14 protein-coding genes are annotated in these 14,240 nt (G+C 63.7%); 5 read left to right on the top strand and 9 right to left on the bottom strand.

The annotated features are described in order from the left end of the window. Window positions 1–39 precede the first annotated feature (39 nt). Window positions 40–738, bottom strand: a complete 699-nt coding sequence (gene pyrF, locus BFP99_RS11320) for an orotidine-5'-phosphate decarboxylase (RefSeq protein WP_065947279.1) — start codon at window positions 736–738, stop codon at window positions 40–42. A 259-nt stretch (window positions 739–997) separates the two neighbouring features. On the opposite strand from pyrF, the gene BFP99_RS11315 reads away from it, so the two are divergent. Both BFP99_RS11315 and BFP99_RS11310 read left to right on the top strand, forming a co-directional pair. Continuing rightward, a complete protein-coding gene (locus BFP99_RS11315; protein ID WP_065924552.1) occupies window positions 998–1,762 on the top strand; it encodes a response regulator in 765 nt (254 codons plus the stop codon). Further along, window positions 1,762–2,799, top strand: coding sequence for a sensor histidine kinase (locus BFP99_RS11310; RefSeq protein ID WP_065924509.1), 1,038 nt, complete (start codon window positions 1,762–1,764; stop codon window positions 2,797–2,799). The genes BFP99_RS11315 and BFP99_RS11310 overlap by 1 nt, the downstream gene beginning before the upstream one ends. Here BFP99_RS11310 and BFP99_RS11305 read toward each other — a convergent pair. The 8 genes from BFP99_RS11305 to BFP99_RS11270 form a co-directional block, all read right to left on the bottom strand. Further along, window positions 2,796–3,857, bottom strand: coding sequence for an AI-2E family transporter (locus BFP99_RS11305; protein WP_065947278.1), 1,062 nt, complete (start codon window positions 3,855–3,857; stop codon window positions 2,796–2,798). The genes BFP99_RS11310 and BFP99_RS11305 overlap by 4 nt on opposite strands. 71 nt (window positions 3,858–3,928) lie before the next feature. Continuing rightward, a complete protein-coding gene (locus BFP99_RS11300) occupies window positions 3,929–4,747 on the bottom strand; it encodes a DUF4892 domain-containing protein (protein WP_065924507.1) in 819 nt (272 codons plus the stop codon). 102 nt (window positions 4,748–4,849) lie between these two features. After that, window positions 4,850–5,704, bottom strand: a complete 855-nt coding sequence (locus BFP99_RS11295; protein WP_065924506.1) for an alpha/beta hydrolase — start codon at window positions 5,702–5,704, stop codon at window positions 4,850–4,852. Beyond that, entirely contained in the window at window positions 5,701–6,504 is an 804-nt protein-coding gene (locus tag BFP99_RS11290; RefSeq protein WP_027607078.1) for an alpha/beta fold hydrolase, read from the bottom strand. The genes BFP99_RS11295 and BFP99_RS11290 overlap by 4 nt, the downstream gene beginning before the upstream one ends. 97 nt (window positions 6,505–6,601) lie before the next feature. After that, window positions 6,602–7,045 carry a hotdog fold thioesterase gene (locus tag BFP99_RS11285; RefSeq protein WP_065924505.1) on the bottom strand — a complete coding sequence of 148 codons (444 nt, stop codon included), beginning with the start codon at window positions 7,043–7,045 and terminating at the stop codon, window positions 6,602–6,604. Window positions 7,046–7,163: 118 nt separating this feature from the next. Beyond that, window positions 7,164–7,613 (bottom strand): phosphohistidine phosphatase SixA, encoded by a 450-nt coding sequence (gene sixA, locus BFP99_RS11280; RefSeq protein WP_065947277.1) that lies wholly within the window; start codon window positions 7,611–7,613, stop codon window positions 7,164–7,166. Next, window positions 7,610–7,957, bottom strand: coding sequence for a DUF4389 domain-containing protein (locus BFP99_RS11275; RefSeq protein ID WP_065939916.1), 348 nt, complete (start codon window positions 7,955–7,957; stop codon window positions 7,610–7,612). The genes sixA and BFP99_RS11275 overlap by 4 nt, the downstream gene beginning before the upstream one ends. 10 nt (window positions 7,958–7,967) lie before the next feature. Next, complete coding sequence (locus BFP99_RS11270) at window positions 7,968–8,993, bottom strand: NAD(P)H-dependent glycerol-3-phosphate dehydrogenase (protein ID WP_065924502.1); 1,026 nt, start codon at window positions 8,991–8,993, stop codon at window positions 7,968–7,970. A gap of 195 nt (window positions 8,994–9,188) precedes the next feature. Here BFP99_RS11270 and BFP99_RS11265 point away from each other — a divergent pair, with 195 nt between their 5' ends. Genes BFP99_RS11265 through BFP99_RS11255 form a run of 3 tightly spaced genes read left to right on the top strand, consistent with a single transcriptional unit; the run spans window position 9,189 to window position 14,138 of the window. Next, window positions 9,189–11,309 carry a TonB-dependent receptor plug domain-containing protein gene (locus BFP99_RS11265; RefSeq protein WP_323146955.1) on the top strand — a complete coding sequence of 707 codons (2,121 nt, stop codon included), beginning with the start codon at window positions 9,189–9,191 and terminating at the stop codon, window positions 11,307–11,309. Between the two features lies 1 nt (window position 11,310). Beyond that, window positions 11,311–12,240: an ABC transporter substrate-binding protein gene (locus BFP99_RS11260; protein WP_065947276.1), complete on the top strand. Its 930-nt coding sequence runs from the start codon at window positions 11,311–11,313 to the stop codon at window positions 12,238–12,240. Beyond that, a complete protein-coding gene (locus BFP99_RS11255; protein WP_065947275.1) occupies window positions 12,237–14,138 on the top strand; it encodes an ATP-binding protein in 1,902 nt (633 codons plus the stop codon). The genes BFP99_RS11260 and BFP99_RS11255 overlap by 4 nt, the downstream gene beginning before the upstream one ends. Window positions 14,139–14,240: the final 102 nt, after the last annotated feature.

Below are 14,240 nucleotides of genomic sequence, written 5' to 3'. Positions count from 1 at the left end.
ATCCGCGCGTTCCCACGCGAACGTGGGAACGCGCATCGATCAGGCGATCTCGGCGACTACCGCCGCCAACGCCTTGGCCGGATCCGCCGCCTGGCTGATCGGACGACCGATCACCAGGTAGTCGGAACCCGCGTCCAGTGCCTGGCGCGGGGTCAGGATGCGGCGCTGGTCGTCCTGGGCACTGCCCGCAGGGCGAATCCCCGGGGTCACCAATTGCAACGACGGATGGGCAGTTTTCAAGGCCTGGGCTTCCAGCGCCGAGCACACCAGGCCATCAAGGCCGGCTTTCTGCGCCAGGGCGGCCAGGCGCAGCACCTGCTCCTGAGGCTCGATATCCAGGCCAATGCCCGCCAGGTCCTCGCGCTCCATGCTGGTCAGCACGGTCACGCCGATCAGCAACGGCTTGGGGCCGCTGCGCTGTTCCAGCACTTCGCGGCAGGCGGTCATCATGCGCAGGCCGCCGGAGCAGTGTACGTTGACCATCCACACGCCCATCTCGGCCGCAGCCTTGACCGCCATGGCGGTGGTGTTGGGGATGTCGTGGAATTTCAGGTCGAGGAACACCTCGAAGCCTTTGTCACGCAGGGTGCCGACGATTTCCGCGGCGCAGCTGGTGAACAGTTCCTTGCCGACCTTGACCCGGCAAAGCCTGGGGTCCAACTGGTCAGCCAGCTTCAGTGCGGCGTCACGGGTGGGGTAATCCAGGGCGACGATGATAGGAGTCTGGCAGGCGGACATTGGAATGGGCTCTCAGGCAAGTCGAAATCGGCGCGGATTGTAGCGCAAGCAGCGCCGTTGCGGGATCCGATGATCGGTAAATACTGACCAACCGCCATCAGCCAGGCATTCCAGATGATTATTTCAAAGCTGATACATTCATGACATGCCCACAACACGCCCTGCCGCTAGCCTCGCCCGCACGACCCACCGACCAGCACTACCAGCCATGGGGCTGGGCGCCTATGCTGACCGTAACAACCAGGCAGATGATCGCACTATGCATACCCCTTCCGTCCCCGTGAACGACGAGCAAAAAGGCGCGGTGGTCGCCGATGACAAGCGCTGGAACACCCGTGCGCTGATCGTCGACGACGATGTGCCGATCCGCGAATTACTGATCGACTACCTGGCACGCTTCAATATCCTCGCCACCGGCGTGACCGACGGCGCCGCGATGCGCCTGGCCATGCAAGCCGAAACCTATGATGTGGTGGTACTCGACCTGATGCTGCCGGGGGAAGACGGCCTGACCCTGTGCCGCTGGCTGCGCGCCGAATCGGATATCCCGATCCTGATGCTCACCGCCCGCTGCGAGCCCACCGACCGCATCATCGGCCTGGAACTGGGGGCCGACGACTACATGTCCAAGCCCTTCGAACCCCGTGAACTGGTAGCGCGGATCCAGACCATCCTGCGCCGCGTGCGCGATGACCGCACCGAACAGCGCGCGAATATCCGCTTCGACAACTGGCGCCTCAACAGCGTGTTGCGTCAATTGGTGGCCGACGATGGCCTGGTGGTGCCGCTGTCCAACGCGGAATTCCGCCTGTTGTGGGTGTTTATCGAACGCCCGCGCCGGGTGCTGAGCCGGGAGCAGCTGCTTGATGCCGCCCGTGGCCGCTCGATAGAGGCCTTTGATCGCAGTATCGACTTGCTGGTGTCGCGCCTGCGGCAAAAACTCGGGGATGACCCCAAGGCACCGCAGTTGATCAAGACCGTGCGCGGCGAAGGCTACCTGTTCGACGCCCGGGATATTGGCTGATGCGCGCGCCCTTCAACACGCTGTTCGGTCGGCTGTTCGGCGTGTTACTGGTGGCGATTGTGCTGGCCCATGGGCTGGCGTTCTTCTGGTTTCACCACTACGGCCAACCGCCGCCGCCCCCTCCTGAGCGATTTATCGAGCAGCCGGACGGGACCCTGGCGCCGATGCGCGACAAGCACCCACGCCCCTGGTTTGGCGGCCCGGTGGTGCCCCTGACCTTTCAATTCGTCTCGTTGATTATCGCGGCCTGGTACGGTGCCAAACTGCTGAGCCGGCCGATACAGCGCCTGAGTGAAGCGGCGGAACGCTTGAGCCTGGACCTCGACAGCCCACCCCTCGATGAATCCGGCCCGAGGGAAGCACGGCAGGCCGCCTCGACCTTCAACCTGATGCAAAGGCGTATTCGCGAGCAGGTCAGCCAACGCGCGCGCATGCTCGGCGCAGTCTCCCATGACCTGCGCACCCCGCTGTCCCGCCTCAAGCTGCGCCTGGAGCAGATCGAGGACACCCGGCTGCAGGGCCAGATGCGCCAGGACCTGAACGACATGATCGACATGCTCGACGCCACCCTGAGCTACCTGCACGAACAGCGCACCAGTGAAACCCGGCATTGGCTGGATGTGCAGGCGCTGGTGGAGTCCATGAGTGAAAACGCCCAGGACCAAGGCTCCGATGTGCAATGTGCGGGCAGCTGCCTGCCCTTGCAGGTGCAACCGATGGCCCTGCGCTCATGCCTCAACAACCTGATCGACAACGCCTTGCGTTATGCCGGCACCGCCCGCGTGGAGCTGGAGGACAGCCGCGAAGCGCTGGTCATACGTGTGATCGACCACGGGCCGGGGATTGCGCCCGATAAGCGTGAGGCGGTGTTCGAGCCGTTCTATCGGCTGGAAGGCTCGCGTAACCGCAATTCCGGCGGCGTTGGCCTGGGCATGACCATTTCCAAGGAAGCCGCGGAGCGCCTGGGCGGCCGCCTGAGCCTGGAAGAGACCCCAGGCGGCGGCTTGACCGCCGTGATGTGGTTGCCCAGGGCTTAAAGGGGCTTGTCTTCACGCCGAACCTGGGCCTGGGTTGCGCTCCAATCCATCAGCAGGCTGTAGGCCACGGCCAGCAGGGTCGGGCCGATAAACAGGCCGATAAAGCCAAAGGCAATCAAGCCGCCGAAGACCCCGAGCAACACGATCACCAGCGGCAGGTTGCCGCCACGGCTGATCAGGTAGGGCTTGAGCACGTTGTCCACGCCGCTGATGATGAACGTCCCCCACACGCCAAGGAACACCGCATAGGTGTAGTCGCCTTTCCACGCCAGCCAGGCCGTGGCCGGGATCCATACCAGCGGCGGGCCCATCGGGATCAGGCTGAGCAGGAACGTCACGATCCCCAGCACCAACGCACCCGGCACGCCGGCGATCAGGAAGCCGATCAGTGCCAGCAGGGCCTGGGCGGCGGCAGTGCCGATCACACCGTTGACCACCCGCTGCACCGTACCGGCCACCAGTTCGATGTAGTAACCGGCACGGTCACCGATCAGTCGTTCCAGCAAGCGATGCACGAACATCGCCAGACGCGGCCCATCACGATAAAAAAAGAACACGAACACCAGGCTCAGGGTCAGTTCGAGGATGCCGCCGCCGATCTGCGCACTGCGCGCCAACAGCCAATTGCCCACCTGCCCCAGGTACGGTTTGAGGCTGACCATCAGCGCCGCGCCCTGCTCGTCGATGCTGTTCCACATGCCGACCAGGCGTTCCCCCACAAAGGGAATCGCCCCCAACCAGGCTGGCGCCTCGGGCAGCCCATCGACCTGAATATCCTTGATCAACGCCACGGCATCGCGCACATGGTCCGCGAGATTGAACCCCAGCCATACCAGCGGCACCGCCACCAGCAACATCCAGCCCAGGGTCAGGATGCCGGCGGCCAGGGATTCACGGCCACCCAGCGCGCGGGTCAGCAGCACCATCAGCGGCCAACTGGCAAACGCCAGCACCGCCCCCCAGAACAGCGCCGACCAGAACGGCGCCATCACCCAGAAGCTGGCACCAAACAGCACCAGCAGCAGGATTTGCACCAGCAGGCGATCGTTATTGAGCATGGGGTATCTCTAGAAAAGGCTGTAGGAAGAGAGCTTAGGCGAACGGCACGGGTCCGTTCGCCCTGTTGCGGTCAGCGTATCAGATGCAGGTGCAGGCCTTTGGTTTCAGTGCTGCCGGTTTCCAGGCGCGCGGCGCGCACGCCTTTGTCGACCAAAGCCTGGCGCCAGGCTTCGGCTTTCGGGCCGGTCAGGCTGACGCGCAAGGTCGTATCGAGGTTCAAGCCCCGGGAAATCAGGGTCAGCCAGGTGTCGTCGGGGTCGCCGCCAAGCGCGGGGAAATCCAGCTCACCGGTGCTTTTGAGCTCGCGCAACAAGGTGGCCGAGGTGGGCAGCAGGTCGCCCAGCGGTGCGCCGGCATCCAACTGCTCCACATGCAGGTAGGCACGACGGTTGCCTCGGGTGATGCCGTAGATGGCCACCAGGGAGTTTTCCTGCGGGGCGGCGAGACGCAGCAGCAGGTATTCCTGCTGGCCGTCGGCACCTACCAGCTTGGCATTACCGAACACTTCGTTGGCCCACAGGCTGCTTTCACCGCAATCGCGGGCCTGGCACCAGAACAACAACTGCGCGCCGTTGGCCTGCAACGCTTCTCGCGTCGACGTGAACGCAGCACTGGAGGTGTGTTCGGCAGGCAGCTCGTAGGTAATCGCTGTGGCTTGCCCACGGGCGGTGGCCTGGCCCTCATAACGCAACTGGCCACTGATCTTGCGGATCGCCCCCATGGGGTAGATGCGTTCCTTTTCTTCAGCGGGACGGTAATCGACGATCTGTGCGTCGACCTGACGGGCCACGGCAGGCAGGTCCTGGCTTCCCGGCACATCGGCGGCGAACACCAAGGGGCTGAAACAGCACAGTCCGAGGGCACGTATACATCCTTTACGCAGGCTCATCGGATCGGTGAGCCCTGGCCATCGGAGGTCGCAGCAGTGTTGAGTTGGTTCATGGTTGACTCCCTTTCAATCCGCCCAGCCTCGGCAGTTGACCGCCCCAAGTCAAGGCGCGGAGAAGAACCGATTGAAACAGTCTGCAACAAGGACCGCACCAGGCTCATCATTCAGGTGTAAATGATGGCCACCCGGCAACGTGGTTACCGTAAAGGGTAGCTGGGAAAGCAATTCGGGATGTTTCGCCAACATGCCATCGGCGGCGACCACCAACTGCGTAGGGCAACCCACGCGGCGCACGAAAGCCATCGCCTGCTCATCGGTCAGGCGCATCGGCGATGCCAGGGTCAGGCGACTGTCCGAGCGCCAGGTATAACCGCCCGGCACCGGCATCAAACCGCGCTGGGCCAGCAGTTCTGCGGCTTCACGGCTCACGGCGACCAAACCTTTCATACGCGCCTCAACCGCCCGGTCGAGGGTGGTGTAGACCGGCTTGCGCTTATCCTGCAGGTTCAATTGCGCCTGCAAGGCCATGCCCAGGCGCTCGGCGGCGTTCTCACCGCTGGCCGTGGGCGGGATCACGCCGTCAATCAAACCCAGGTGCGTCACCCGTTCCGGCAAGGCACCGGCCAGCACCAGGGACACGATGGCGCCGAGGGAGTGGCCGAGTAATGCAAAACGTTTCCAGCCAAGTTGCTCGGCAACGTGCAGCACGTCGTGGACGTAATCCCACAAGGCATAACCGGCACCTGTAGGACGATGCGCCGAATGCCCATGGCCGGCCATGTCCAGCGCCACGATACGCAAACCCGCAAGCTTCGGCGCCAGGCGTGCAAAGCTGTTGGCATTGTCCAGCCAGCCATGCAGGGCGATCACCGGCAAACCGTCCTCGGGGCCAAACAGATGGGCCGCCAACTCAATGTGCGGCAGGCTCAGGCGAACCTCTTCGACGGGTGTGCTCATGCGCAGCTGCGCTCCCGGGCTTCCCAGCGGGCGAACAGGGTCTTGATCAAGGTCGCGGTGTCCTGGGGGCGTTCGAGGGGAAACATATGGCCGCCGGGCATGGTGAGCATTTCGCCCATGGGCAGACGGTCGACGCCGCTGGCGTGGTGACGCATCACCACGCGGCTCTGGCGACCGCGCACCACCGCCAGCGGCACTTTCAATTGGCGCACCTGGCCGGGACTGGTGTGGGGCACGCCCCGGTAGATGCTGATTTCGGTGGCCGGGTCGAAACGCAGGCGCAGGCGATCACCCGCCTGGTACAGGCCGTGTTGCAGGTAGGCGTCGAAGCATTCCGGGTCAAAGCCTCGGAACAGGGTCTTGCCGGCGAAGTAGCTGCGCGCGGCGTCCAGGTCGCTGAATTCTTCACGACGGCCCAGGGTGCGCCCGGCCGGCGTGAGGCGGTCGATAAAACCGAAGCGCTTGGCGGCGCGGATCACCCAACGGTCGGCGCGGGTCAATACTGGCGAGTCGAGCATCACCACCCCGCGATACAGCTGCGGGCAGCGCAGGGCCGCGTGCAAATGCAGCACGCCACCCAGGGAGTGGCCCACGCCCCAGACGGGCTGCGGTTGCTGCTCCAGATGATGGATCAACTCGTCCACCAGGTTCTGCCAGTTATCGTCCACTGGAAACCTGGGGTCGTGACCGTGTTGCGGCAAGTGAGCCACCGCATACTCCGGGGCCAGGGCGGCAAACAGCTTGCCGTAGGTGGCCGAGGGGAAGCCATTGGCGTGGGCAAAAAACACGTGCTGCGACATAGCGGATCCATCTGCAAAAACCGAGATTGATTGTCACCAGGCCCAAGCCCCACAGCAATGACTGTAACTGCCAGGAATGATGACACTCACGCCACACCTATCGCGCCGGAGGGGTTTCGCCCAAAGGCACCACGGCCATGGTCAGCCGTGAGACACAGTTGCACTTGCCGTCATCGGTGGTCAGGCGAATGTCCCAGACCTGGGTGGTGCGGCCGATATGGATCGCCTTGGCCACCGCCGTCACCCGCCCGCTGCGCACACCGCGCAGGTGATTGGCGTTGACCTCCAGGCCCACGCAATAGAACTTGCTCGGGTCGATGCACAAATAGGCCGCCACGGAGCCGACGCTCTCGGCCAGAACCACCGACGCACCGCCATGCAGCAGGCCGTAGGGCTGGTGAGTGCGGTGGTCGACCACCATGCTGGCGGTGAGGGATTCCTCGTCGAAGCTTTCAAAACGGATGTCCAGCAGTTCACCGATGGTGTTTTTCTGGCCGGCATTGAGTTGCTCGATATTCGGTTGGGTGCGCCACAAGCTCATGGAATTGTCCTTATTGGTTTTATTACGGCCCTAATCCTGCCACACAACTGCCTCGCTGCGCTCGCTCCAACGAAAAGCGACGGACATAAGACCCGATCCTCTGTGGCCTGGCGGTAGCCTACGGATTCTTCACGCTGACCAGGCTCATCAACCCCGCCAGCGGGAAGTCGCCCTCAAGCTCTGCCAGGCTGGCGGTGGACATCGGCTGCGGCTGGCGCTGATGGCCATGCTGCAGAAAACTGATCAAGCTGCCGACCAGGGGCTGATGACTGACCAGCAGCACGTTGTCATCACTGTCGAGCTTGCTCAGGACCTCCAGCGGATTGCCCTCCGGCGTGAGCCAAGGCACCGTGCGGATGTCCGGCGCAAAACCCAACGCGTCCCGCACCAGCTGTGCAGTTTGCTGCGCCCGCACGTACGGGCTGGCAAGGATCGCGCTGAGCGGCTGGCCGATCAGGTGCGCAGCACTGCGCAACACCTCGGCGCGGCCATGCTCGGTGAGGTTGCGCTCGGCATCCGTGCGGGCATGCGCCTCGGCCTCACCGTGACGCAAGACCCACACCTTCATAGCTTCGGCTCCTCATCCCGCACCGGGTGCGGCGCCGGCGGCACGCTGTGGGCGGCTTCGCCCTCGGGAGCGCGCGGGGTTGGCCAGTCGGCGAACGGCCAGGGCTTCTGCTCGGTGTGGAAGCTGCCAAAGCGGCCGATCTGGGCAAGAAACTGGCTGAGGCTGTCGCCGAAGTTCATCAGGCCGAGGTTCGGCGCGCTGTAGACCAGGCGGTAGATCAACTGCACCACCACCAATGCGCCGAGCAGGAACTGCGCCACCTGCCACACCAGGGCAAACACCAGCATCCACAGGATGCGCAGGACAATGGACTCGTACTTGGGGGCTGCTTTTGGATCGTTCATGGCGCGTTCCTCAGTTGAAACCACTGGTGGAAATAAAGTCGACGTCGGTTTTGGGCTCGGCCCGCATCAGCAACTCGATGACCTGGTTCAAGGTGCGCCCTTCAAACAGGATCGCGTGCAGCCCGGCGACCAGCGGCATGTACACGCCGACTTCCTGGGCCTTGGCCTTGAGCACCTTGAGGGTGTTGACCCCTTCGGCCACTTCACCCAGGCGCGTCACCGCGTCTTCCAGGCTCAGGCCCTGGCCCAGGGCGAAACCCACCTGGTAGTTGCGGCTTTTCGGCGACGAGCAGGTGACGATCAAGTCGCCCACGCCGGCCAGGCCCAGGAAGGTCATGGGGTTGGCGCCCTGGTTCACCGCGAAGCGGGTCATTTCCGCCAGGGCACGGGTAATCAGCATGCTCTTGGTGTTTTCGCCCATGCCCAGCGCCACCGCCATGCCGGCGATGATCGCGTAGACGTTTTTCAGCGCCCCGCCCAGTTCCACGCCAAAGCGGTCGCCACTGGCGTACACGCGGAAGGTCCGGCCATGCAGCACCGCCTGGACGCGCTCGCACAACGCCTCATCCTCGCTGGCGATCACCGTGGCGGTCAGCGCGTGCTCGGCGACTTCCCGCGCCAGGTTCGGCCCGGACAGCACGCCAATGCGCGCCTGGGGGGCGATCTCGGCGAGGATTTCGCTCATCAACTTGAAGGTCTGCGCCTCGATGCCCTTGGTCAGGCTGACCAGCAGCTTGCCCGCCAGGCGCTCGGCATGGGGCGCCAGCACCGCGCGCAAGGCGCTGGAAGGCAGCGCAACAAAGCACAGGTCGCAGTCCGCCAGGGTGGCCAACAGGTCGGTGACCGGCTCGACCGCCGGATGAATCTTGATGCCTTTAAGGTAACGCGGGTTTTCGCGGTGTACGCGAATGGCCTCGGCCTGCTCGGGATCGCGCATCCACTGGCGCACCGCATGACCGTTCTCGGCCAGCAGGTTAGCCACGGCGGTACCAAAACTTCCGCCTCCCAGGACCGCAATAGGGCGCTGTTCAGTCATATGCAATCCGTTAATCCATACCAGTGGCGATGGCGGCATTATACGGGGCGACCCGCTTGCGGCCAGCCCCCGTATCAAATCGTGGGCCTGTCGGGAAATGCCATGCCTGTGGGACGGAATTGCAAGGGCGGCGACTGGCAAATAGCCTCGCCTCGGTTAACATGGGCGGCTATCCGTCACTATCAAGGCCATGTCGTGTATTTGGGCCCTCCTTCCCGTTCATCTCTACTGCTTATGCTGTTGTGCAGTGCACCTGCGCTGGCTGACGACCTGTTCCTCGACAGCCAGCCGCTGCCGCAGGTATTGACCGCCACGCGCCTCAAGCAATCGGCCGCCGCCGTGCCGGGCAGCATGACCGTGATCGACAGCGAGTTGATCAAGGCCAGCGGCGCAAGGGATATCAGCGAGCTGCTGCGCCTGGTGCCGGGGATGATGGTCGGCTACACCACCGGCAACCAGGCGGCGGTGAACTACCACGGCACCAGCGCCAGCGATGCGCGCCGCATGCAAGTATTGATCGACGGGCGTTCGGTGTACCGCGCCGGCCTGGCCACGGTGGACTGGAGCGACATTCCGGTGGCGATGGAAGACATCGAGCGCATCGAGGTCTTCCGCGGTCCCAACACCGTCAGCTACGGGGCGAATGCCTTGATGGCAGTGGTCAATATCCTCACGCGCTCACCGGCCAACAGCCATGGCTCACGGGTGAAGGTGATTCGCGGTGAGCGCGGTATCAATGACTTTTATGCCAGCCAGGGCGTGGGCTGGGAAACCGGCGATCTGCGCCTGTCGCTGTCCGGGCAACAGGACGATGGCTTTGACAGCGATGCCGTTGGCGCCGACCGCCGAGACGGCCGTCGCCTCAACCGCTTCAGCCTGGCAGTGAGCCAGACCTTGAACGCGCAACAGAGTATCGACTGGCAACTGAATGCCAAGGAAGGCACCAACCAGCGCCCTTACACCTACACCCCCGTATTCGCCGGGATTACCGAGGGCGGCGACAATTCCGATGTCACGGCCAAGGACTACGCCGGTTCCCTGCGCTGGAACTTTGATTTCAACCCAGAGCACAGCCTGTATATCCAAGGCTCGGCCCAGCAGTGGGACCGTCGGCAAATCTGGAAGGCCTGTGACGCCAAGGTCTCGTTCAGCCCCGAGCTGACCCAGTTGTGGCAGCTCAACCCCAACTATGCCGAACGGCTGGCCCGGCATATGGACACCTACAGCCAGGGCACCGCGCCACCGGGCAGCGCCGCCGAACAAGCCTTGGCCAACCAGGTACTGGACCAGTGGCGCAACGGCGCCAACCAGAGCGTATGCGGCGACATCGACCAGAGCACCCGCGAAAGCCGCTACGATGTGGAAATCCAGGACACCCTCAGCCTGTCCGACAGCCTGCGCCTGGTCAGCGGCATGAATTACCGCTACGACCGCGCCGACTCCGATACCTACTTCAACGGCACCCTGGACGACACCACCTGGCGCCTGTTCGGCCAGTTGGAATGGCGCGCCAGTGAACATTGGCTGCTGCAAGGCGGCGCCATGTTCGAAGACACGCACCTGAGCGGCCATTCGCTGACGCCAAGGGTGGCGGTCAACTATTTGATCAACCCGCGCCACGGCTTGCGCGCGGTGTACTCGGAAGCCATCCGTTCGCCGGACATGTTCGAGAACAATGTCAACTGGAGCTACCGCGTCACCAACCTCAGCTCACCGACCTATGGGCAGAGTTCCGGACAGTACTTCGTGAAGACGCGGGGCCCGGGCAACCTCGACAAAGAACTGATGCGCTCGCGGGAACTGGGCTACAACGGCTTCTTTGCCGACATCGGGCTGAACATGGACGTGAAGGTGTTCTACGACGAAATCACCGACATGATCAGCTCGCCGCTGCGCAATAACCAGTACATTGCCAGCAACGCCAACAGCTCACGCTTCACCGGCGCCGAGTCCCAGTTCGACTGGCGCGTGAGCAACGCCGACCGCCTGCGGCTGACTTACGCGTATGTCGACGCCACCACCAGCAACCCACTGGACAAAGCACAGACCGCGCGTAACAGTGGCTCGGCCGGCTGGTTGCGCGAATGGGGCCAAGGTTGGTCCAGCGCGCTGTTCTACTATGGCGACGACGCACTCAACCAATATCGTTTCGAACGGGTCGACCTGCGGGTGGCCAAGCGCATTGCCCTGGGCAAAGCCAACGTGGAGCTGGCCGGCATGTTGCAACAACGCCTCGATAACCAGCCCACCACCTGGGCCGACAACACTTACGACCATCGTCACGTACTCTACTTCAGCGCGGAGCTGGAGTTCTGAGATGGGCGACTCGTCACGGATGACCTCCTTCTTTATCTATAAGTTGCGGCGACTTGCCGGGCTGCTGGCCGGCCTGTTGCTGTGCGCACCGGCGTGGAGCGCCGAGATCCTGCTGACCGCCGCCGAAGACGGCGCCGGGGTGCAGGCCTTTACCCAGGCGCTGGCCCGGCAACGCCCCGAAGACCGCGTCACCTTCACGTCCCTTGCGGCCTTGCCGGCACCCAGCCACCTGCCCGCCGGCACGCGCCTGATCCTGCTCGACCTGCCCGGCCTCGACTGGCGCCTGCGGGATACCCAAGGGCCGCCGACGCTGGTACTGCGCATCAGTCGGCTACAAGCCCATCAGCGCCCGGAGGCCTCACGGCACGCGCGGGTCAGCCTGTTGTGGAGCGACCCGCCGCTGGAGCGGCAGCTGCGCCTGATCAGCAGCGTCCTGCCCCAGGCACGGCGCATCGGTGTGCTCTACGGCACCGACAGTGAATTCCTGCTGCCCGAATTGCGCCAGCACGCGGCGTCCCTGGAGTTGGAGATCGTGCCGCAGCGCTGGGACAACACTAACGACAGTCGCCCGCTGCAAACCCTGTTCAGGAGCAGCGACGTGCTGCTCGGCCTCGATGACCCGCAGCTGTACAACCCGAAGACCGCTAAAAACCTGCTGCTGAGCAGCTACGCCCAGCAATTGCCGCTGTTCGGGCCCAATGCAGGGTTTGTGCGCGCCGGCAGCCTCGCCAGCACCTACAGCGACCAGGACGATTGGCTGGCGGTACTCGATCGTTTGCTCGACCAGCCGCCGGCCGCTTGGCCACGCGCGCTGTACCCCGACCACTTCAAAGTCGTGGGCAACGCGCAGGTCGCACGCTCACTGGGCATCGAACAGGTGGACGAAGCCAGCGTCGCCGCCCGAATGGCCGAAGGAGAAAAACGCCCATGACCTTGCGTCGTCGTTGGGACATCAATACCCGCACCCAGCTCATAACCCTGGGCCCGGCGCTGTTGCTGACGTTGCTGTTGATCAGCTTCTTCACCTTCGTGCGTATCCAGGACCTGCGCCAGGAACTGGACCACACCGGCCAATTGATCGCCAACCAACTGGCACCCGCCACCGAATATGGGGTGATCTCGGGCAACAACGATGTGCTCGACAGCCTGCTGCGCGCCACGCTGGCCACGCCCCATGTGCGCTTCCTGGAGATTCAGGACAGCAGCGAAAATATCCTGGTGTACGTCGAGCAACCCGCGGAGAAACACGACCGCGCGCTGTCGGTCAAAGTGTTCCAGGCGCCGATCCGCCTGCAGCATATCCAGTTGGGCAACGACTTTTTCCAGGACAACCTTAACGAACCCAAGGCCCCCCGCGCGGACTATCTGGGCCGGGTGATCGTCGGCATGTCCAATGACGCCTTCAGCCAGCGCCAGCAGGAGATCCTGTTCAAGGCCGGTATCCTCGCGCTGTTCGCCCTGCTGTTTACGTTCCTGCTCGCCCGGCGCCTGGCGGCGAGCCTGTCGCAACCGATCAGCGCCATGGGCAATGCGGTCAAGGCCATCCAGCAGGGCGACTACAAGACGCCGCTGCCGATTGTGGATGACTCGGAGCTGGGCGACCTGTCGCGGCATATCAACAACCTCGCCGAAGGCCTCAACCAGGCCAGCCGCGAACAACAGCAGGCCATTGCCCAGTTGATCCAGACCCGCGAAGAGGCCGAGCGGGCCAACAACGCCAAGTCAGACTTCCTGGCCATGATGAGCCACGAACTGCGCACGCCGATGAACGGTGTACTGGGCATGCTACAACTGCTGGAAACCACCGACATGACCGAGGAACAGACCGAATACGCGGCGCTGGCCTCCGAATCCACCGAGCATTTGCTCAAGGTGATCAACGACATTCTCGACTTCTCGCGCATCGAACGCGCGGCCCTGGAGCTGGAACATATCCCCTTCAACCTGGCCGACCTGATCAACAGTTGCGCCCAGGCCTTCCAGCACAGCGCCCAGCAGCGCGGGCTGGCGCTCAAGCTGCCGATTCCGCCCGGCATGGACGCACTGCGGGTACAGGGCGATCCGACGCGGATCCGCCAGATCCTGGTGAACCTGATCGGCAATGCCTTGAAGTTCACCGAATACGGCACCGTCAGCGTCGAGCCCCATTGGCAGGTGCTCGACCATGAGTTGGTGTGGTTCACCTGCACCGTGCGTGACAGCGGCATCGGGATTTCCGCCGAGCGCCTGGAATTGATGTTCGATGCGTTCCAGCAGGCCGACAGTTCCATTTCAAGACGTTACGGCGGTACCGGTCTCGGGCTGCCCATCGCCCGTACCCTGGCCGAACGCATGGGTGGCACGCTGCGCGCGCAGAGCGAAGAAGGCCGTGGCTCGGTGTTTACCCTGGAGATCCCGCTGGCCATCGACCCCCACAGCCAGCCGTCGATCGCCCTGGATGCCGAGGGCAAGCACAGCGCCGGCGAGGGTCGCCATGTGTTGCTGGTGGAGGACAATCCGGTCAACCGCGCCGTGGTCGAAGCCATGCTGCGCAGCCTGGGCTTTGAAGTCAGCCTGGCCACCGATGGCGCCGAGGCGATCCGCAGTGCCGAGAGCCTGATATTCACCGCGATCCTGATGGATTGTCGCCTGCCCTTGATCGACGGTTATGAAGCCACCCGGCAGATTCGCCAACTGCCCGGCTGCGCCGACCTGCCGATCATCGCCCTGACGGCCAACGCCTTGCAGGGCGACCGGGAAGCCTGCCTTGCGGCTGGAATGAACGATTACCTGGCCAAGCCGTTCAAACGCACGGATCTGCAGCAAATCCTGCAGCGCTGGGTGCAATAGCGGCGCGCCACTAGCCAACTCCGACTGGCGTGAAAGACGAAAGTGCGGCAGTCTTAGGCACCCGAACGGGCCCATAAACAGGCTCGGTTTAAAATTTCAGTG

It is taken from the genome of Pseudomonas sp. 1 R 17 (assembly GCF_900067035.1).
Lineage (GTDB): Bacteria > Pseudomonadota > Gammaproteobacteria > Pseudomonadales > Pseudomonadaceae > Aquipseudomonas > Aquipseudomonas marginalis.
The sequence above is the reverse complement of the archived record's forward strand: the minus strand, read 5'-3'. Positions and strand labels throughout refer to the sequence as shown.